Raw genomic sequence first — 19859 nt, 5'->3', positions numbered from 1 at the left:
TCGCCGCGTTATTTTTATTCGTCAATAATCCATTTGTCGCAACGAAACGGAAAATAATAATGTCGCAGTTAATGACTAACTGGATCTGTATTGCCACGGAAGGTGAAACCGTTGATAAACGGCAAATGGAACGCCAGTGGTTAATTGATGCCGCCGAGCTTTACGATCCTGCGCTTTATACCGCCCTAATTTGGCCGGAACATGAAAAATGGTTCGGCAATATGGGGGAGGTATTGGCCGTTAAGGCGGAAGATGGCGATGACGGGTTAATGCGGTTGTATGCGCAACTGCGACCAAATAACTACTTGTTGCAGGCCAATCGGGACGGCCAAATGATATTTTGCTCGGTGGAACTGACGCCGGACGGTAACTGGCGTGGAACGGGAAAACACTATCTGCAAGGATTAGGTGTCACCAATACCCCTGCCAGTGTTGGCACAACACGCCTTCACTTTAGCAAAGGCAGAAAAGGGAATCGCCTGTTTGGCGCGTTAAAGCCGCTGGTGATTGATGAAGTTAAGGAAATTAAAGGAAAGACGATGGCAAAGGAAGAAAAAAAGACGTGGCATAGCCTGTTCGGTATTAAACCGAAAAATTTTGCTGAGGAAGAAAGCGCAGGCAATGAAGGGGGCGGCGATAAATTGCAGGCGCTGGCGGAAGCCTTAACCGCACTGGAAGAACGTGTGGATGCGCTGGAAACCGGACAGGAAGAAGTACAGGAAGATCTGGACGTGGTGAAAGAAGTCGTCGATACGCAGGAATTTGCCACCCTGCGCAATAACCTGCCGCAGATTATTAAAAACTTTGGCAAGCTGGATGAAAAAATCACCAAGTTACCGCAACGTAAAATTGGCGAGAAAGAAAAACGCTTTAGCCATTTGGTTTAATTCGTCGCGGTAATAGGCAGTCGATTATTTCATTTACTTTTATTTCGCCAATAAGCGAGAGGGATTTCTATGTTTTTAAATCAGCGGGCGCGTGACTATTTAACGTCGTTTGCCGCCGCTCTGTCAGAGGCGCATGGGGTGCCGGATGTATCCCGTTATTTTGCGCTCTCCGATCCGAAAGAAACGCAACTGCGTGATGCGCTGCTGGAATCGGTGGATTTTCTTTCCATGATTACCGTGGCAGACGTGGATCAGCTTTCCGGTCAGGTGGTGTCTGTTGGTAGCTCTGCGCTGCATACCGGGCGTAAACAGGGTGGGCGTTTTATTCGCGGCGTCGGCGTGGAGGGGAACGAGTACAAACTGGTCGAGACGGATTCTTGCGCGGCGCTGCCGTGGGATCTGCTGTCTGTTTGGGCGAATGCCGGTGGAGAAAACGAGTTTTTCCAGAAGGTACAGGCGTTCTCTAATCAGGCGTTTGCGCTGGATATGCTGCGCATCGGCTTTAACGGCACGTCTGTGGCCAAATCGACCGATCCGGATAAAAACCCGAACGGCGAAGACGTCAATATTGGCTGGCATGCGTTGGTCAAGACCTTCAAAAAAGGCCAGCAGATCATCACTGATGCGGTGACGCTGGATGAAAACGGTGATTACAAGTCGCTGGATGCGATGGCATCCGACCTTATCAATACCAAGATCCCGCAGCAATACCGCAGCGATCCGCGTTTGGTGGTGTTGGTCGGCGCTGACCTGGTGGCGGCGGAGCAATACCGCCTGTTCCAGAAAGCCGATCGGCCCACTGAGAAGATCGCCGCGCAGATGCTGGACAGTACGATCGCCGGACGTCATGCCATTGTCCCGCCCTTTATGCCCGGCAAGCGCATGGTGGTGACCACGCTTAGCAACCTGCATATCTATACCCAGCGCAATACGCGCCAGCGTAAAGCCGAGTTCGTGGAAGACCGCAAACAGTACGAAAACAAATACCTGCGTAACGAAGGCTACGCTGTGGAATACCCGGAACTGTACGCGGCGATCGATGAATCAGCGGTCACTATCGGCACGGTACCAGAGCCAGAAAACCCGCCTGCCGGTGACGGGGCGTAATCATGGCGCTTTCACCCGCTCAACGTCATAACGCCCGGTTACAGGCTGAACAGCAGCTATCACGCTGCCAGCCCATTACAGGCGGGCATAGCCTGCATCTACAGATCCGGGCGTTGGAAAATGACATTGAACGGTTGAAAAGCCAACCCATGATCCGTGACCGGGTGGAGATGAAGCGGCGGGAACTGCTGCCGCGCTGGTTGCCTACGGTTCGGGCCTATCTGGACAGCGGCGAGGTGTACCAACATCCCATCTTTGCATACTGCATCGTCTGGCTGTTTGACGTTGACGAGTTTGATCAGGCGTTGGACTGGGCGGATATCGCCATTGCGCAGGGACAGCGCACCCCGGACAACATCAAGCGCAGTTTTGCCGCGTTCGTGGCGGATACGGTGCTGGAATGGGCGGAGCAGACCGCAGATAGCGGGCAGAGCGTGGAGCCGTATTTCTCCCGCACGTTTAACAACGTGGTGGAAAATTGGCGGCTGCATGAGGAGATTACCGCTAAGTGGTTCAAGTTCGCCGGGTTGTTGCTGTTGCGTGACGATCATGGGCAGCCGAGGGCGACGGCATCGGATGATGTAGCGCTGCTTGAGAAAGCGGATTTACTGCTGGCCCAGGCTGAGAAATATCACCGCAAGGTCGGTGTTGGCACGATGCGTAAAACCATCGCCGCCCGTATCCGGTCATTGCAGAAGCATTAAAACGACTACCGCAAGCCAGGCGGGCGCGGCTGAGGCAATACACATTTTGTGTGATGTGCCGTGGAAGCCGGTCAGCCCGCCTTTTACGGGGGATTTATGTTTAGTGGAACACCGGTTGATTATCAGGATGCGGTACTAGCCAACAATGGATTTTGGCCGGATCTGAACCTGCGCGATTTTCAAGCGCAGCGCACCATCCCGGCAGATATTGACGCCGGAACGGTGGCACAGGCGTTGTTGACCGCAGCCGGTGAGGTCAACGCCGATTTACTCCGCGTTGAACAGCAACACAGGGATAGCGGCTATGGAATGGCCAGCGCCGTGCCAGGCGTGAGCCTGGACGGAAAAAATCTGTTGTGTGCGCAGTATCAAAAAGCGGTGTTTGCCAGAGCGAAAGCCGATCTGATCGGTGAGTTCGTCACCATTGGCCGCCGCGAGTCTCATCCGGGACAGGATGGAGATGAAACATGCAAGGGACTGCTGGCGGAGGCGGCGATCGTTATCCGCCGTATGAAAGGGCTAAAACGCGCCACGGTGAGGCAGGTATGAGCCAGTTGGATGCATTACCAGGTTTATCAGGAAAAGTTTGCCTGAACGTGTGATGCAGGGATTTGACAGCCTCATGGATGAGGTGAGTTTTATCCCCGCCCAGCGGGATTTGGGCGAGGGACAGTATCAACTGGCGGTCATGCAGTTTGATGCGGTGCTGAGCTGGGAGCGTTTTCCTTACCGGGAATGTGATCCGCGTAATTTATGTGCGCTGCTGCTGGTCTGGCAGACCAATCAGGATGAACAGCCCTTTATGGATGCCGGGCTGGATATGGAATTACCGACGCTGGATATCGATGTTATCGACCAGAAAACGGCGGTGGTGATGGTGACGCTCAAGCTGGCTGAATCGCTGGCCATTATTGAGGATGCAAAAGGGATCATCCCCTTTGATGGCAAGCGTTATCGGCTGGCCGATCCTGAAATCTGGTTTGCCACGGAAGGGCAAATCTTTGGCGCGGATGAAACCGGCGCGGTAATCGGTCAGCCCGCATGATTATCAACGGTGAACTGAGTAAATCACAGCTTAAGGAATTACGTCAGGCGCTGCAAAAGCTGAATTTTCCGCCCAAAAAACGCCAGCGCCTGCTGTGGCGATTGGCTAAGTACGGGGTGATTAATGCTGCTGGTCGGCATGTTCGCCAGCAACAAGCTCCGGACGGGGAAGCCTGGGAAAAACGTAAGGGAAAGCGGCGCGGCAAGATGCTGCGCAATCTGCCTAAGTTGCTGCATATCCGTGAAATGCCTGAAATTGATGCTGTGCAGGTTTACATGCAAGGCGGTGGGTACCGAAACGGCAGTACGCCAGTACCTGCGGGTGTGGTGGGATTTAGTCAGCAAAACGGTATGCGTGTTTCCGTCAAGCGTTCACAGGTTCAGCGTGGCAAGTCCGATCCCAAACGGATGGCCACACGGCGTCAGGCAAGGAAGCTACGGGCGTTAGGGTACAAAGTGAAACGCGGTACCCGATGGCGTAAGCCGCCGTATAAGGAAATTGAAGAAACTCTGCGTTTCGATCAGGCCGGCTTACTGATTAAGAAATTAAGCGGTAAGGCAGCAAAAGCCGCCTGGACAGTGGATGTTCCCGCCCGTCCGTTTTTGGGCATGAACGATGATGAATTTAACAAGGCGCTGGCACGTCAGCTACAGGCGATCGGCTTTGGCTGGAACGTGAAAGCGCAGGATATCAAGGGGTAGGTATGAGTTGGCCAACGGTACAGGTTAACCAGGTTAACCAGCTACAGGGCGAAACCAACGAGATCGAACGGGTGGTGCTGTTCGTCGGCGCGGGAACGGGCAAGGACAAGGTGGCCAAAACCGTGCCGGTAAACACCCAAAGCGATCTGGATGTGTTGCTGGGCGCGGCGGATTCGGTGCTGAAACGCACGGTAAATGCGGCGATGTTAAACGCCGGTCAGAATTGGAGCGGCTTTATCTGTGTCCTGCCTAAAGATCTGCCCGTCGAAGGTATCGATCAGGTTTGGACGGAAGCCGTAAAAGCCGCGCAGCGTGTTGCCAGCGTGGAAGGGGTTGTCCTGACATTGGGCGCGACCAAAGACACGATCCAGGCTGCGGCCAGTCTGCGGGCGGAGTTGATCGCCAAATTTGGCCGCTGGACGTGGTTTATTCTGGCAGTAGATGGCGTACAGGCTGGGGAAGATTGGGCGGGTTATCTGTTGCGCCTTAGCGCCTTGCAGGAGGGTGCGGCGGTTCCATCCGTTCAATTGGTGCCTCGACTGTGGGGCAATGAGCCGGGCGTATTGGCTGGCCGTCTGTGCAACCGGGCGGTGACCATTGCCGATAGCCCGGCGCGGGTGCAGACCGGCGCATTGCTGGAAATGGGCGCAACCGATCTGCCGGTTGATGCAACCGGTTCGCTGTTAGAACTGGCCACCTTGCAGGCACTGGAAGCCCAGCGTTACAGCGTCCCGATGTGGTACCCGGACTATGACGGTTATTACTGGTCGGATGGTCGCACGTTGGACGTGGAAGGCGGCGATTACCAGGCTATTGAAAACCTGCGCATTGTCGATAAGGCGGCGCGGCGGGTGCGACTTCAGGCCATTGCCAAGATTGCCGATCGTAGTTTGAACAGCACACCGGGCAGCATTGCCGCGCACCAGGCGTATTTTGCCAAGACACTGCGCGAAATGTCCCGCAGCAGCCAGATTAACGGCATAACGTTCCCCGGCGAGGTCAAGCCGCCGCAGGATGGCGACGTAGCGATCACCTGGCGAACCAAAACCAAAGTGGAAATTTATATTACGGTGCGTACCTATGAATGCCCGAAAGGCATCACGGTAAGCCTGATTCTGGATCAATCGCTGGAGAGTGAATAATGACGAAACGGATTTCCGGCCAGTCGTTTGATTTCAATATGGATGGCGATCTGGTTCATGTTGAAAAAGTTGGCCTGAGCATTACGGATAATACCGCCGCCGCCCAGACGCAGGGTGTTCCCGATGGTTATGTGTCGGGTGATGTGGCGGCAGAAGGGGAAATGGAACTCAGTACCAAAAGCCTGGCTATCGTGACCGCCAAAGCGCGTAGCGCGGGGTCGTGGCGCGGTATCGAGCCAGTTGATTTGATGTGGTATGCCAAAGCCGGTAATGAAGAAATCAAGGTGGAGGCGTTCGGCTGCAAGCTGATTGTGAGCGACATTCTGGACAACGATCCGAAGGGCGGCAGCGTAGTGACGCACAAAATCAAGTACGTGGTGACCAGCCCGGATTTTGTGCGTATCAACGGCATTCCGTATCTGGAATCGGAACTGACGGAAAAACTTATCGGGTAAGGAAACCCCATGCAGGAATATGAAAAGTATGTGTTGTGGCTGCTGACGCTTGGGGGCGTTATCGCCGCTGGGCAGGTATTGGCCAGTGATGAAAAGATCACGCCCCGCCTGTTTATTGGCCGGGTTATTTTGGGGGCCGCTACGTCAATGGCTGCGGGGGCTGTGCTGATTTGGATACCAGGATTATCGCCGCTGGCGATCACCGGGTTGGGGGCGGCGTTTGGGGTTGCCGGTCACCAGGCGGTTGAAATCTGGCTACGGCGTCGGGGAAGCAGTTTGTTAACAGGGAGCAAGGGAAAACATGACGTTAAGTGAGAAACAGCAGCTTTTTGCCCAGTTGATTGCCCAGCTAATCGCCTGGGCGGGGGAGCGTGGCTATCGGCTGACTTTTGGCGAAGCCTACCGCACGCCGGAACAGGCGAAGCTGAACGCAAAAAGCGGCGCAGGGATTGCCAACAGTCTGCATACGCAGCGGCTGGCGGTTGATTTAAACCTGTTTATCAACGGGGAGTACCAGACGCAGACCGAGGCTTATTTGCCGCTGGGGGAATACTGGGAATCGCTGGGCGGCAGTTGGGGCGGGCGCTTTAAATCGCGCCCGGACGGCAATCACTTTAGCCTGGAACATAACGGGGTGCGCTGATGAATAAGCACTGGTTGGTTGTCGTCGTGCTGGTCGGCGTTTTTGCCGCAGGTTGGCAGGTGGCCAACTGGCAGCGCGATAGCGTAGAGCTTGTCGTCACCAATGCCGCCAACGCAGCCGGTGAGCAATCCCGCCAGGCGATGCAGACCGTCGCCAGCCAATCAGGGCAGAAGCTGGAAAGCCAATTGGAGGCGATACGTAATGCGCCAAACAAGGAAATTTACCGGGAGATCGTTAAGCCGGTTTTTACTAACGTGTGTCTGTCTGATGAATTTGTCAGCCTGTACAACGCCAGTGTTGAAAGAACCGAACGTGCATTATCAGGAAAACCTGAAAAAGAAATGCCCGGTCATTAATTTACCGCGCTTAACGGGGAATACCGGCACCGATGCCGCCATGCCATTAACGGGCTGGCCGGAAATATATGCCGATTGTGCCGCCCGGCATAATCAGTTAGTGGATGAAATAAATCAAAGGGAACAGTTGCCATGAGCAAGATTATATTAACTATCGCAGGAAAGGAATTAACGTTTGAGCCGAATACGGTTGCGTATAACGGCCTGATTAATGAAATGGCAATGGATAATAAAATTGCCCCGGCAGTGACTTATTTACGCCGTATTGCCAGCGCGGAAAGTAAAGCCGATTTGGACGAGTTATTAAAATTGCCGGGTGCCGCTTTGCAAATTACCGAGGCGGTAAATACTCACTATGCGCCCAAACTGGATATTGAAGTAAAAAACTAACCGAACGGTTGCGGGCCATTGACAATAATTTTATCGAACAGGCTTTAACCCTGCGGCGGCATTATTTACCGCATGAGCCGGACGATACCGATAATTTAGCCCGCGCCGTCTGGCTGGATAATTCTTACTGGGAAAAAATGCGTATTGCTGTGGGAAACGGTATTACGCTGGCATTTAAAGGCGACTCATGAAGCAACTGGATTTTACCTTAAGCCTGATCGATAAACTGACGCGCCCGATTAAACAGGCGCAATCGTCAGTGACCGGCTTTGCGGAAAAATCACAGGCGGCATTCAAACGGATTGCGATCGGTGGCGCGGGGCTGTTTGCCACCGGTCTGGCGATCCGTGATGCGCTAGCCCCAGCTATTGAAATGAATGATGCGCTGTTGTCTGCATCGGCCCAGGGCGTGAGTGACGCCACGCTAAAGCAGGTTGCAGAAAATGGCCTGAAATACAGTGTCCAATACGGTAAATCAGCGCTGGAGTTTGTGCAGTCCACAGAGATGATTAAATCGTCAGTCGGTGGGTTATCTGACGGCGAACTGCCGCGCATGACGACTATCACCAACACGGTGGCGGCAGCGCTGAAAACCACGTCAGCGGAAACCACGGAATTCATGGGCCAGATGTTTGCCAATTTCCGCACCGATGCCCAGGCGCTGGGGAATGTGGATTTTGCGGAACGGGTTGCCGGGAAAGCCGCCTATATGCGCCAGGCATTTGGCACCGAAATGGCCGCTATCAAGGATTTGATGGAAGGCTCAAAAGGCGCGGGTACCAATTTCGGCATAGGCATGGATGAACAAATGGCCGTGCTGGGCGAGTTACAGCGCACATTAGGCAGTGAGGCCAGCGGCTCGTATGAATCCTTTCTGACCGGAGCCGCAGAGGGCGCTGAAAAACTGGGGCTAAACTTCACCGATGCTACCGGCAAGATGCTGTCTATGCCGCAAATGCTGGAAAAATTGCACGGTAAGTACGGGGCCAGCATTGAAGGGAACCTGAAAGCACAGAGGGAACTGGATGAGGCCTTTGGCGGCGGCTCTGCGGTGATAAAACAACTTTACGGCAACGTAGGCGTATTGCAGCGGCATATTACTGAACTGGGCAGCAGCGACGGCATGAAACGCGCCACGGAAATGGCGGAAAAAATGGCGAACCCCTGGGATCGTCTGGTTGCGGTCTGGTACGCCATACGCGCGGCAATGGGGGCCACACTGTTGCCGGTGCTGTATCCGCTGATCAATAAGATGGCGGATGCCGGTCAGACATTGCTCAGGTGGCAAACGTTGTTCCCCAACATTGCTAAGGTGATCGGTTATGCCGTGCTGGCCGTGCTCAGTTTGGCTGCGGCTGGGGCCGTGGTTAACATCGTGATGGGGGTATCATCGTTCATCATGATCGGCCTGAAAGGATTATGGGCTGGATTAACGGCGGTGATGAAAATTCATATCGCGGTTATCTGGCTGTATAACAAGGCGGTAATAGCCTGGTCAGCGACGATGCGCCTATTACGCGGTGTGCTGCTGGCGGTGCGTATGGCCACCGTTTTAACTGGAGTAGCGTTTAACTTTGCGCTGTGGCCGGTTTTACTGGTTATTGCTGCGGTGGCCGCGCTGGCCGCAGGTTGTTATCTGCTGTACCAGCATTGGGATCAGATCGTCGCGGCGGTGATGCAGATCGAGGCGTTTAAAACGCTGGCAGCAATCGTGCAATGGGTGGGGGAAATATTCTCATCCGTATGGGCATCTGTTGTTGAAGGCTGGAATAGCGTCGTTGAATTTATCAGTAATTTTTCGCTGATGGACGCAATGGGGAATATGGTTTCCGGCATCGGTGAGCTATTTAACGGTCTATGGGATGGCCTGCTGAGTTCGTTTTCCAGCACTTACGGCTGGATTATTGAAAAGCTTAATCACATTCCAGGCGTGAATATTGATATGCCCGCCAGTTCCGCGCCCGTCAGTGTTTCACGGCCTGCTGAGTCTGTGACCACAACACCGGGGCAGACGGGGAGTGCGCCAGCAGTTACTGTAGGTTCATCCTATTCTAATCATATTGCACGTCCGGCTGAATTAGTCCCTGCCGTACCGCAGCCAGTTGCACCAACACCCACGGCGATAACTGGTGCGCTGGTTACGGCATTACCGGCTGCGTCCGCCCCGATAGTCAATATGCCAGCGCTACCGGCTCCGGTATCCCATGTCACTGTGATGCCGGCCCCCTTAAAAGAACCGGTCATGCCCGCGAGCATTAAGCCAGGTAATAATGAGTTATTAACCGGTGGAAAATTAAAAGGTATAGAGCGCGGGGGAATAAATAAAGAAATCAATAACAGTAGTAAGTCCTATACCGATAACAGTAAACATTTTGGCAGCGTGGTTATTCATACGGATAAAGGCATGACGCCGGAACAATTAAGCGAGTGGGAAGAGTTGCGCTAATGGATGAAGCGAAATATATCGACTTATTAATTACAAATCGTGATTTTAATTTAAATACCGGTCATGAACCCATTGTGTGCAATAACCGCGTTAGCATCGGGCAGGATTGTGTACACGCCATTATTGAAAGCGGGCTAACGACAAAGCTAATCGCTGAACGTAGCCCAACATTACGCGCCGATATTATGACGCAAATTATTATTCTCATTGAAGATGATGAACGCATTATTCCCGGCACGGTTGTACTGAGCGAAGAAACGCAAACACGGTTATGGATCACCGCAGAGACCTATGATTTTGGCCGTATTCAGGTGAGTGCTGATTATGACGACTAAACCGCAGATTGATTATGAGCAGGTATTGATTGATGCTGGAATGCCGGTCACGACCGACGCCATAACGGAACAGTTTCAGACGCAGGTCAAGGCGGAAGGGTTGATCACCAACACGTCGCGTATGTCGCCGTTCTGGCGGTTGATTAACGTGATTGTCACCACGCCGGTGCTGTGGCTGAAAGGCGTCCTGATTAATGTCGTGCTGGCCAATATGTTTCTGGCCACAGCAACAGGCGCGTTTCTGGAGCTGTTCGCCTGGGGCGTAAATGTTGTTCGTAAACCAGCCACGGCAGCGAGCGGAGCGATCCGGTTTATCAAGTCGAATGCCGGTGCGGCGGTATTGGTGCCTGCTGGAACGGTGATCCAGACCGAGCGCATTAATGGTCAGGTCTATAGCTTGCGCGTCACGGCTGATACCGCGATCCCCGCAGGCAGCGCCAGCGGGTTAGTGCCGGTGTCGGCAACCGGTGACGGCGGCGCGTTCAATCTGGCACCAGGTTACTACCGTATTTTGCCTGTGGCCGTGACTGGCATTGATCGGGCGGAAAACGAAGAAAACTGGCTGCTGACGCCAGGCGCGGATCAGGAAGCCGATGACGACCTGCGCGATCGTTGCCGCAACCAGTACAACCTGGTCGGCAACTATCACACCGATGCGGTATACCGCAGCATGATTGCGGCCGTCGCGGGGCTGAGCATCGACCGTATTTTCTTTTTGCACGATGCGCCACGCGGGCCGGGAACGGCTAACGCCTATCTTTTATTGGATTCCGGCGTGATTTCAACCCCGTTTATTACGGCGGTTAATGACTACATCACCGCGCAGGGGCATCACGGCCACGGTGATGATATGCAGTGTATGGCCATGCCGGAAACGCAGCATGATTTAACCGTCACGCTGTATGTAAACAATCCGGCCAACGTGACGGCGGACGAATTAACCGCGCTGCGTACGGGGTGTGAAAATCTGGTGCGCTGTGCATTCCGCGAAAACAGCGAGTATGACGTGAAAAAAACATGGCCGTATGCCCGTTTCTCTTTCTCCAATCTGGGGCGTGAGCTACATCGGGAATTCGCCCTGATCGATTCTGTGACATTTTCCCTGGGCGATATCGTCAGCGCGTTAAACATTCCGCGTCTGAAAACGTTAACAGTGGTGATCCGGGATGCCTGAATTTAAACAGCAATTGGATAGCTTACGCCTGCCGTCATGGATGGATAAAGGCGAACCGGCCAAATTACTCCGCGCCGGTAAAGGGTATTGGCAACAGGTGAATGACTGGATGCGCTGGCCGTTGCAGCAATTGGACGCGGAAACCTGTCCGGTGCCGTTGCTTAACGTGCTGGCCTATCAGCGGGATATCGAACGGTTTAACGGGGAGCCGCTTAGCCTGTACCGCAAGCGGGTGAAGTATGCGTTTATCAACGCGAAAGATGCGGGCAGCGTGGCGGGTTTTATCGCCATTTTCCAGCGGCTGGATATTGGCGACGTGCGGTTAAAAGAGCGCCAGGCGGGGTACGACTGGGATGTGATATTGGTGCGCATCAACGATGAGCAATTGAGTACCTACAACGCATTGATGATGAGTCTTATCCGTCAATATGGCCGTACCTGCCGCCGTTACGGTTTTGATGTGTTGAACGCGGTATCGGTCAGGAGCCATGCCGGTGAATTTGGTCATGATTCGGCCTATCACACGGCTAGTGCAGTGGTATCACACGGCTTGATTACAGGTAGTCAGTTAGTCGGCGCGCCGGGATTTACGGCATCAACGGAATTTTATACAGCCAGTTTGTGAGGGACGTATGGCACAGAGTGCAGTAACCCGCGCCTTTGAAGCGTGGAATGTCAGCAAGATTTTAGACGGCTTGCCCGCCGTGCCGGATAAGGTGGTTTTTGCTCTGATCCCCAATCAGGATGAAAACAAACCGGTAAACCGTGACGAGAGAATGCCAGCGGCAGCAACCATTAAACATACGGCAAATATCACGCAGTCGGGCGTACTCAATGATAATGCGGTGGTGTATTCGGTGGTGTTGGATACCACGGTTGGCGATTGGGAGTACAACTGGATCGGTCTGGTAGATAGCAAAACCAACACGGTATTGATGATTGTCCATGTGCGTACCCAGCAGAAGCTGAAAACGCAGAACGGCCAGCAGGGTAATAGCTTAACGCGCAACCTGTCGATGCAGTTTGATGGCGCAGCGGAAGCGACGCAAATCAACGTATCGGCGCAGACGTGGCAGGTCGATTTTTCCGCGCGTCTGTTCAGCATGGATGAAGCGCACCGGCTGGCCATGCAGGACTATTACGGCGTAGCGGCATTTTTGAATGACGGTTTTAAGGTATCGCTGGCCGGAACGCAGGCCACCATTGCGCCGGGTGTTGGTTATGTCGGCGGGCTGCGGGTACAGCAGGATGTCGCTGCAAAGTTGGCGGTTACGGCCAATACGGCGGTGTGGTTGGACGTTAGCCGCCAGGGAACGGCTACGGGAGCCTGGCAGAATCGCATTACGTTTAAAGCGGCTGCTGACCTGAAAAATTATACGGATGCGGCAGGTTACGATCATTATGTGGCGAAAATTGCCACCCTTGTTAACGGACAGCTTGCGGATAATCGCAAGGTATCGCCCATTGCCGCGTTAGACGAAGTTTTTTTAAAGAAAGCAGGCGATACCATGACCGGAGAACTGCTTTTCTCGTCCGCTGATGCCATGCGTCTGATTAACGGCGATTATGGCGTTATTCTGCGTAGCGATGGCAGGGATTTTTATCTGCTGTTAACCAACAAAGGAGATAAAACAGGAAGTTGGAACGCCTTACGCCCGTTTAAAATTAACCTCGCTACCGGTGAAGTGACCATGGGGCATAACGTTGATGCTGATACGTTATTGGAAAAGGGAAAACGCGTCTACAGCCCGAACAATAAGCCAACGGCCGCCGATGTTGGGGCGCTGACTGATGTGGACGCGACGAAAAAATTCGCTTCCCTGGTCAGCCCGGCACTGACAGGAAAGCCAACCGCGCCAACCGCTGATCAAGCCTCCAATGATACACAACTGGCTAATACGGCATTTGTAAAAGCGGCGATTACGGCGTTAGTAAACGGATCGCCCGGCGCGTTGGATACTTTGCAGGAACTGGCGAAAGCGCTTGGCAATGATCCGAATTTTTCCACAACGATATTAAACGAGATAGCTAAAAAACTCCCCCTATCCGGTGGTGCGCTATCTGGCCAGTTGACGATTAATAACATCCTGAAAGTGACGGCTTCAGGGCCAGCATTGCCTGACTCACAAGGGGCGCATATTTGCTGGAACCGGGTTAACGGCGCGGGGAGAACGGATTTTGTTAATCACCGGGGCAGTGGCGTTGGCGGTTTTACTTTTTGGAATGGTAATAATGAGTCATTAAAAGAGCTGGCGTCACTGAATGGCGATGGCGCGCTCCTTGTGGTTGGCGCTATTTCAGAAGGGGGGAAGCGCGTTTACAGCCCAAACAATAAACCCACCGCGGCGGATACCGGTGCGCTGCCTGCTAATGGCGGCACGCTGACGGGGAATGTCACGATCGCTAACGACTCGGCGATCCAATGGGAGAGAAATAGCGATTACGCAAGGATTGGATTTAAGAATGATGCGGATGGAGACACCAATTCGTATCTGTATTTTCGCACCGGCGATAACGGCAATGAGTATTTTCGCTGGGAGCATTCAGCATCTACATCATCTGCCGCTGAATGGATGTCGTTAAAAGCCGATGGGCTAAGGATAAAAGGCAACCTTGCCTATCATGCAGGCAATAAACCCACAGCGGCAGATGTCGGCGCTATTTCCGTTAGTGAATTAGCAGGTATCCCATTACCGTGGCCGTTAGCTACGGCGCCGAACGGCTGGCTTAAGTGCAATGGCCAGGCATTCGATAAGACCACCTATCCAAAATTAGCGGCGGCCTATCCGACAGGCAAACTTCCCGACCTGCGCGGCGAGTTTATTCGTGGTTGGGATGATGGGCGAGGGGTCGATGCAGGGCGAGCATTATTGTCAGCACAAAGTGATGCGATGCAGCCTATAACGGCAGGCTGGGTAATTGACGATCAGGCGACGGATGCAAACTATCCGCCTTCTGGCGCTCTGTATTTCGATGGCCTGGGTACGGTTAATTATGATTCAGTGTCAGATAGAAGCGGTAAAGGTGCCAAAGCGCATTTTGATTCGTCGCGTGTTACCCGTACAGCAAGTGAAACCCGCCCCCGCAACATGGCATTTAACTACATCGTGAGAGCAGCATAATGAATAACTATTCAACTGAAATTAAAACCGCCGAATTAAATGAAAACGGCCTGAGTAAGAATGCAGGTTGGGTAACGGTGTATCACGTTCATCCTGCAACGCGCGAGTATCTGAGCGCCAGCTATGAGTATCTGATGGCTGGCGTGGGATTGCCTGCCGATAGTTATATTGACGCGCCAGAACTGCCAGCCGCGGGACAAGCTTTATGCCGTAGCGCTGATGGTAAATCATGGGAGCATGTGCCGGATTATCGCGGCCAGATAGTTTACGACACTGAAACCCGACAAGCGCTGACAGTAACACATATCGGTAAACTGTCAGAGGGTACAACCTTGCTGACTCCGGCCACCGAGTTTGATAAATGGGATGGTTCTCAGTGGATAACGGATACCGACGCCCAGCAACAGGCATTGATTCAGGTGGCTCAGCAGGAATTATCGACACGGCATACAGTCGCAAATGATCGTATTCAGGCACTGAATGACGCCGTGGAGTTAGGTATTGCCACGGAAGAAGAAACCGCAACGCTGAACGAATGGAAAACCTATCGTGTACTGCTTAATCGTGTGGATTTGGCTACGGCTCCTGAGATTGTTTGGCCGGAGGCTCCGCAATAATGTGGCGTGAAGCCGATATCCGTTTCCCGGCCAATATGGGCGCGGTCAACTGCGCTATTGTGCCGGTGCATCCGTGGATCTATGGCGTAGGCCAGAAAACGGCTACCGGCAATTATCTAAGCCCGGCCAATGCCGTGGCCTATCTGACCAGCCGGTTACAGGCCGCCGCGGGTGAAATCACCGTCATGGTGATTATGGTCTGTAGTACCGCCCACGATGATTTTATGCGGCGGTTAAATGCCATGACGGCAGTATTTCCAGCCCCGGCGTTTACGTTGGTGGCCCGAATGGCGCAGGCGGCGGCAGAGCTAGACAGGGTAAAAATGCAGTTGCCCGCTAAAAGCCAGGCATTGCCCGCAGTCGTACCCTTGTCCGTATCAACCAATCGCCAGGCGTTGAACGCGCAGCGCATTGCTGCCGCACAGCAGCAGGCCGCAGCCAGCAGCGGTATTGATGGCATCAAAGGTCAGTTATCTAGCTTTACAGCCGCTCGCAATAGTCTGCTGGGGAAAATCAGCCAGGGGCTGAGCGCGTTACAGCAGGGTAACGCCCGCGTCTGGGTATTTACAGGAAAAGGACAAAGCAGCGTGATCGCTGCTGAACTGGTGAAGAACGTCCCGCAGCCGTCCGCCGTGTATACGGCGGCCATGATGTTTGTGGGTGAATCACTTGATGCATTGGAAGGCATGATCCATGAGCCAGATAATTACCCTCGCCCTTGACGGTGAAGCTATCCCGCTGAAAAGCCTTACTGTCACCCCGTCTATGCAATTCCAGGATAAAGACCAGTCTGGCCAGACGTCGAGCACGGCGAACGCGGAGCAGGGCATCAAGCCTAAAGAATTACGCGTATCCGGCATTATTCCCTTTACCGATGCAAAAGTATTAACCCGTCTGTGGGCGATGGCTGAGGCGAAAGAAGGGGGCCAGCTTAAGCGTTACCGTGTGGCCAACCATACGGCGCAGGCCATTAATTTTCGGCTGGCTACCTTTACCGGCTCGATTGACGCGCCGAAACAGGATGGGAAACAGGCATGGCTGGTTACCTTCACGTTACGTGAACATATCAGTGTGGCAGAGAAACGCGATACCCGCGCCGGGAGCAAAACGGAGTCGAAAAAGCAGACGCCGGGCGTTAAAGGGGGCAGCAGTTCAGCAGAGAGTGAAGAACAATTAAGCTGGTTTGAAAGCAAGGTGCTGAAACCGGTCAATGACGCGTTGGGGTAAGGGATGAAACCAATTAAGCGGTTGATGTTATCCGGTGACGCCGTTCACCTGGTTAACGTCAATATGGTGCTGGAACTGAACGCCTGTGGCCGTGGTTTTATCACGGTCGAAACCGATCAGGATTACACTGGAAAACTGGTGCGGCTGGATGTGGGTTATACCGACAGTGTGTTGCGCTGGTTTACCGGCTATGTTGAACGTTCACAACCCGCCGACAATGGCTATCAAAAACTGTTTGTGCGTGAACTGGCGGGGATCTTTGAACGGATGTGGCCATGTTCGTTTCAGCATCCCACGCTTAAGCAACTTGCCGCCTGGCTGGAGGAAAACAGCGGTTTAACGGTGTATCTACCGGAAGCCGAGTATGTCACCACGCCGATCCCACATTTCACCCATAGCGGTACCGGCTATCAACTACTGGCCAACATCGGCGCGGCATTTGGCATTGATGATTATATTTGGCAACCGCTGCCGGATGGCGGTCTGTATATTGGCAGTTGGTCACATTCGATATTTGCAGATAAACCCATCGAGATCCCCGCAGAATTCAGCCAGGCGCAGGCGGCGGGCAACAGTATGACGTTGCCGCTGATCCAATCTGTACGGCCCGGTGTAGTTGTCAATAATCAGCGCATTACATCGGTCAGGCTGACGGATGATGATATTGCGATCATCTGGACGCCCGTTAGTGCGGCAACAGGAACGCGGGTACAGCGAACACCGGCGCAACGGCAGATTGATGCAGCCTACCCGGAATTATCGGCGGGGCTTCATCTGCCACGGTTCGCCCGCGTCGAAGCGCCAACGGAAGGCGTGACTAGTGGCAACGTTGCCGATCCGTTCCGGCCCCGTTATGCCGTCGATCTGCAACTGCTGGATGCAGACGGCAACCCGGCTAAAGACACCCCCATTTATCCCGCTGTACCGCTGCCGGTGCCAATGGCGGGCGGTGAATCGGGCATGTTTCAGTTTCCGCCTGCGGGAACGCTGGTAGAGGTCAGTTTTACCGAAGGTCGCCCGGATAAGCCCTTTGTCCGGCAGACGCTGGCGCAGGGGCATAGCCTGCCGGATATCAAGCCGGGGGAACAGCTACAGCAGCAGCGGGCGGAAGTGTCGCAGCGTGTCACGGTGGCGGGCGACTGGGAACGGCAGACAGACCAGACAATCAGTGAATCATCTATGCGACGGGTTGTAACCGCAGACGAAGAAAGCCGCACGATCGTAGCCAGAGAAACAACCATCCAGGCCACGGATAAAACCACGGTGCTGGGTACGGCCACATTGCTGGCCGGGGCGATTGTGCAGATAGCTGAAGGGGATTATAGCCTGGCTACGCAAGCGGGCTATGTGGCCAGCATCGGTAAATCGGCTACGGTAGACGTCGGTCAAAGCCTGATGGAGAAAATCGGCCAGATCCGCAGCAGCATAGCCGGGGCGCGTCAGGATATCATTGCCCCGGTGGTATGGGTCGGTAGCCAGCAAATCAACGTCATGCAGTTGATGTTAGACACGCTGGACGTGGTAAAAGAACTGGCTAAGGAGACGGCCAACCATACCCACAGCAACACCGGCACGCCGTTGAATGCTCCGGCTATTGCGGCAACCGGCACCAAATCAGGGGCGCTGCAAACGAAATACAGTCCGGTGATTGGGGAGTGATAACAATTGATCGACGCAACCGATCAATAATCCATAATCGATCTGTATAAACGTTTATAAAATAAACTAACCCGGTGTCATTATTTGATTGGATTGCAAACGATAATGATGACACTAGGGAAAACCAAGCCCGCCGAGCGCGGGCTTTTTTACGCCTGTCATAAAACGCGCTCAGACGCCCCATAAAGCGCGCTGCCTACATATCACACCATCACGAACCTATAACCTCAATCACCGCGTCACGCCCCGCAGGCGCTGCCAACGCACACGCAAAATAAATGGTCGCATGACAAAATCGGCGCTACACCGCACCCGCCTGCGGTTTTCGGATCAGAGAAATTTTTCAGTTTTATTTTTCTACAAACGGGTACGCCAGCCCGCGCCGCTGCTGGGGTTTTGGTGGAAACACCAAACTGAAAAGATTGAAAGGAATTTCAGTGTTTTTCAGTTTTTAGGATCTCTTATGGATCTGTTTGTTTTTATCTAATTGATTTTTTTGGTTTTAATTTTTTTTCGTGGGTTAATTGGGTGAATTGATTCTTGATGGAGAAGATAACTAAGGTTTATTAAGCCTGTAAAACAATGAATTATAGTTGTTAGCTTATTTCTAAAAATGAAAAGCCTTACTATGCTTTTTATGATCTACACACTAAATATCGGAGGCACAATGAAAAGCAAAGTTACAGTTAAAAGTAACATCCCTCAAATGACGAAAAATCTAGAGGAACTCGAAAATAATCCCTTACAGGTGACGTTAAGTGAGAGTATCAATTCAGAGTTCTTGGCTGGGTGCTCGAATTTTACTTCTCTAGAAGATATGTTTTCTAAGTCCGGTTTTAAGATCGAGACACAAGAGGACTTCGCCGCTATCCCTGATGATGAATGGGATAATTTTATCGCAGCTAACACAACTTATGAGAACTGGCATGATTTGCAGGTAGCGGCAATTGAAGGGGTTGTTTCAAGGCACGTTCACAAACAACTGACAAAAGGATTTAAAAAACTTTAATACCTCATGTTAGCGTTTAACATGAGAAAGAAAGTCACTATCTCGCGTGGCTTTCTCTCTTAATATCCTCTTCTCTGTCGCCACTTTGTCGCCACGCATAAGAAAACGGGGCGGCGTCTTGCGACTGTCGCCCCGTATCTTGCTGTTTTACCAGCTTTATTTGGCTGGGGTACCAGGATTCGAACCTGGGAATGCCGGAATCAGAATCCGGTGCCTTACCGCTTGGCGATACCCCAAAAATGTGGTGGCTACGACGGGAATCGAACCTGTGACCCCAGCATTATGAGTGCTGTGCTCTAACCAGCTGAGCTACGTAGCCAAATCTTACTGCTTTTTTTGCTGCCTTGCAACAAATATCTTTAATCATCAAATAGTTGGCTGGGGTACCTGGATTCGAACCAGGGAATGCCGGTATCAAAAACCGGTGCCTTACCGCTTGGCGATACCCCAATAACTAAAACTATTATCAAACTTCGAAAAACTACTTCAAGCCGAAGACGGTATGGTGCGGGAGGCGAGACTTGAACTCGCACACCTTGCGGCGCCAGAACCTAAATCTGGTGCGTCTACCAATTTCGCCACTCCCGCAAAAAGGTGGTGGCTACGACGGGAATCGAACCTGTGACCCCAGCATTATGAGTGCTGTGCTCTAACCAGCTGAGCTACGTAGCCAAATCTTACTGCTTTTTTTGCTGCCTTGCAACAAATATCTTTAATCATCAAATAGTTGGCTGGGGTACCTGGATTCGAACCAGGGAATGCCGGTATCAAAAACCGGTGCCTTACCGCTTGGCGATACCCCAATAACTAAAACTATTATCAAACTTCGAAAAACTACTT

Annotated in this window: 24 protein-coding genes and 6 tRNA genes; 24 read left to right on the top strand and 6 right to left on the bottom strand. The window is 52.8% G+C overall.

Features of this window, described 5'->3' with window-relative positions; translation table 11 throughout:
* Positions 1-59: 59 nt before the first annotated feature.
* The 24 genes from VSX58_RS06035 to VSX58_RS05925 all read left to right on the top strand — a co-directional run bounded on the left by VSX58_RS06035 (position 60) and on the right by VSX58_RS05925 (position 19019).
* Positions 60-887 carry a GPO family capsid scaffolding protein gene (locus VSX58_RS06035; protein WP_327617306.1) on the top strand — a complete coding sequence of 276 codons (828 nt, stop codon included), beginning with the start codon at positions 60-62 and terminating at the stop codon, positions 885-887.
* A gap of 69 nt (positions 888-956) precedes the next feature.
* Entirely contained in the window at positions 957-1994 is a 1038-nt protein-coding gene (locus tag VSX58_RS06030) for a phage major capsid protein, P2 family (protein WP_327617305.1), read from the top strand.
* Positions 1995-1996: 2 nt separating this feature from the next.
* Entirely contained in the window at positions 1997-2698 is a 702-nt protein-coding gene (gene gpM / locus VSX58_RS06025; protein WP_327617304.1) for a phage terminase small subunit, read from the top strand.
* A 96-nt stretch (positions 2699-2794) separates the two neighbouring features.
* Complete coding sequence (locus VSX58_RS06020) at positions 2795-3247, top strand: head completion/stabilization protein (protein ID WP_327617303.1); 453 nt, start codon at positions 2795-2797, stop codon at positions 3245-3247.
* Between the two features lie 37 nt (positions 3248-3284).
* Positions 3285-3743: a phage tail protein gene (locus VSX58_RS06015; RefSeq protein WP_407654853.1), complete on the top strand. Its 459-nt coding sequence runs from the start codon at positions 3285-3287 to the stop codon at positions 3741-3743.
* Complete coding sequence (locus VSX58_RS06010) at positions 3740-4444, top strand: phage virion morphogenesis protein (protein ID WP_327617302.1); 705 nt, start codon at positions 3740-3742, stop codon at positions 4442-4444. The genes VSX58_RS06015 and VSX58_RS06010 overlap by 4 nt, the downstream gene beginning before the upstream one ends.
* Positions 4445-4446: 2 nt before the next feature.
* Complete coding sequence (locus tag VSX58_RS06005) at positions 4447-5586, top strand: DUF2586 domain-containing protein (protein ID WP_327617301.1); 1140 nt, start codon at positions 4447-4449, stop codon at positions 5584-5586.
* On the top strand, positions 5586-6041 hold the full coding sequence (locus tag VSX58_RS06000; protein ID WP_208228517.1) for a DUF2597 family protein: 456 nt from the start codon (positions 5586-5588) through the stop codon (positions 6039-6041). Before VSX58_RS06005 ends, VSX58_RS06000 begins: the two co-directional genes overlap by 1 nt.
* A gap of 9 nt (positions 6042-6050) precedes the next feature.
* Positions 6051-6356: a phage holin family protein gene (locus VSX58_RS05995; protein ID WP_208228516.1), complete on the top strand. Its 306-nt coding sequence runs from the start codon at positions 6051-6053 to the stop codon at positions 6354-6356.
* Positions 6343-6684 (top strand): M15 family metallopeptidase, encoded by a 342-nt coding sequence (locus VSX58_RS05990; protein WP_327617300.1) that lies wholly within the window; start codon positions 6343-6345, stop codon positions 6682-6684. The genes VSX58_RS05995 and VSX58_RS05990 overlap by 14 nt, the downstream gene beginning before the upstream one ends.
* Positions 6684-7040 (top strand): hypothetical protein, encoded by a 357-nt coding sequence (locus VSX58_RS05985; RefSeq protein ID WP_327617299.1) that lies wholly within the window; start codon positions 6684-6686, stop codon positions 7038-7040. The genes VSX58_RS05990 and VSX58_RS05985 overlap by 1 nt, the downstream gene beginning before the upstream one ends.
* Positions 6997-7176 (top strand): hypothetical protein, encoded by a 180-nt coding sequence (locus VSX58_RS05980; protein WP_327617298.1) that lies wholly within the window; start codon positions 6997-6999, stop codon positions 7174-7176. Before VSX58_RS05985 ends, VSX58_RS05980 begins: the two co-directional genes overlap by 44 nt.
* Positions 7173-7430 (top strand): putative phage tail assembly chaperone, encoded by a 258-nt coding sequence (locus tag VSX58_RS05975; RefSeq protein ID WP_327617297.1) that lies wholly within the window; start codon positions 7173-7175, stop codon positions 7428-7430. Before VSX58_RS05980 ends, VSX58_RS05975 begins: the two co-directional genes overlap by 4 nt.
* A gap of 8 nt (positions 7431-7438) precedes the next feature.
* Positions 7439-7621 (top strand): DUF6890 family protein, encoded by a 183-nt coding sequence (locus tag VSX58_RS22490; protein WP_390290705.1) that lies wholly within the window; start codon positions 7439-7441, stop codon positions 7619-7621.
* Entirely contained in the window at positions 7618-9876 is a 2259-nt protein-coding gene (locus VSX58_RS05970) for a phage tail tape measure protein (protein ID WP_327617296.1), read from the top strand. The genes VSX58_RS22490 and VSX58_RS05970 overlap by 4 nt, the downstream gene beginning before the upstream one ends.
* Positions 9876-10211 (top strand): DUF2590 family protein, encoded by a 336-nt coding sequence (locus tag VSX58_RS05965; RefSeq protein WP_327617295.1) that lies wholly within the window; start codon positions 9876-9878, stop codon positions 10209-10211. Before VSX58_RS05970 ends, VSX58_RS05965 begins: the two co-directional genes overlap by 1 nt.
* The gene (locus VSX58_RS05960; protein WP_327617294.1) at positions 10201-11385 is read left to right on the top strand and encodes a baseplate J/gp47 family protein; all 1185 of its coding nucleotides are present in this window, start codon (positions 10201-10203) and stop codon (positions 11383-11385) included. The genes VSX58_RS05965 and VSX58_RS05960 overlap by 11 nt, the downstream gene beginning before the upstream one ends.
* On the top strand, positions 11378-12010 hold the full coding sequence (locus tag VSX58_RS05955) for a phage tail protein (protein ID WP_327617293.1): 633 nt from the start codon (positions 11378-11380) through the stop codon (positions 12008-12010). Before VSX58_RS05960 ends, VSX58_RS05955 begins: the two co-directional genes overlap by 8 nt.
* A 7-nt stretch (positions 12011-12017) precedes the next feature.
* Positions 12018-14507, top strand: coding sequence for a phage tail-collar fiber domain-containing protein (locus VSX58_RS05950; RefSeq protein WP_327617292.1), 2490 nt, complete (start codon positions 12018-12020; stop codon positions 14505-14507).
* A complete protein-coding gene (locus tag VSX58_RS05945; protein ID WP_327617291.1) occupies positions 14507-15124 on the top strand; it encodes a tail fiber assembly protein in 618 nt (205 codons plus the stop codon). Before VSX58_RS05950 ends, VSX58_RS05945 begins: the two co-directional genes overlap by 1 nt.
* Positions 15124-15846, top strand: coding sequence for a hypothetical protein (locus VSX58_RS05940; protein WP_327617290.1), 723 nt, complete (start codon positions 15124-15126; stop codon positions 15844-15846). Before VSX58_RS05945 ends, VSX58_RS05940 begins: the two co-directional genes overlap by 1 nt.
* Positions 15818-16351 carry a baseplate complex protein gene (locus VSX58_RS05935; protein WP_327617289.1) on the top strand — a complete coding sequence of 178 codons (534 nt, stop codon included), beginning with the start codon at positions 15818-15820 and terminating at the stop codon, positions 16349-16351. The genes VSX58_RS05940 and VSX58_RS05935 overlap by 29 nt, the downstream gene beginning before the upstream one ends.
* 3 nt (positions 16352-16354) lie before the next feature.
* Entirely contained in the window at positions 16355-18010 is a 1656-nt protein-coding gene (locus VSX58_RS05930) for a hypothetical protein (RefSeq protein ID WP_327617288.1), read from the top strand.
* Positions 18011-18677: 667 nt separating this feature from the next.
* Positions 18678-19019, top strand: coding sequence for a hypothetical protein (locus tag VSX58_RS05925; protein ID WP_327617287.1), 342 nt, complete (start codon positions 18678-18680; stop codon positions 19017-19019).
* A 161-nt stretch (positions 19020-19180) separates the two neighbouring features.
* Here VSX58_RS05925 and VSX58_RS05920 read toward each other — a convergent pair.
* The 6 genes from VSX58_RS05920 to VSX58_RS05895 all read right to left on the bottom strand — a co-directional run bounded on the left by VSX58_RS05920 (position 19181) and on the right by VSX58_RS05895 (position 19822).
* Positions 19181-19255 (bottom strand) — tRNA-Gln (locus VSX58_RS05920).
* Between the two features lie 6 nt (positions 19256-19261).
* Positions 19262-19338: transfer RNA gene (locus VSX58_RS05915), tRNA-Met, on the bottom strand.
* Between the two features lie 56 nt (positions 19339-19394).
* Positions 19395-19469: transfer RNA gene (locus VSX58_RS05910), tRNA-Gln, on the bottom strand.
* A gap of 53 nt (positions 19470-19522) precedes the next feature.
* Positions 19523-19607, bottom strand: a tRNA-Leu gene (locus tag VSX58_RS05905).
* 7 nt (positions 19608-19614) lie between these two features.
* A tRNA-Met gene (locus tag VSX58_RS05900) sits at positions 19615-19691 on the bottom strand.
* 56 nt (positions 19692-19747) lie between these two features.
* A tRNA-Gln gene (locus VSX58_RS05895) sits at positions 19748-19822 on the bottom strand.
* Between the last annotated feature and the right edge of the window lie 37 nt (positions 19823-19859).

The organism is Brenneria populi (assembly GCF_036016195.1).
In the GTDB taxonomy this organism is placed as follows: domain Bacteria; phylum Pseudomonadota; class Gammaproteobacteria; order Enterobacterales; family Enterobacteriaceae; genus Brenneria; species Brenneria populi.
The sequence above is the reverse complement of the archived record's forward strand: the minus strand, read 5'-3'. Positions and strand labels throughout refer to the sequence as shown.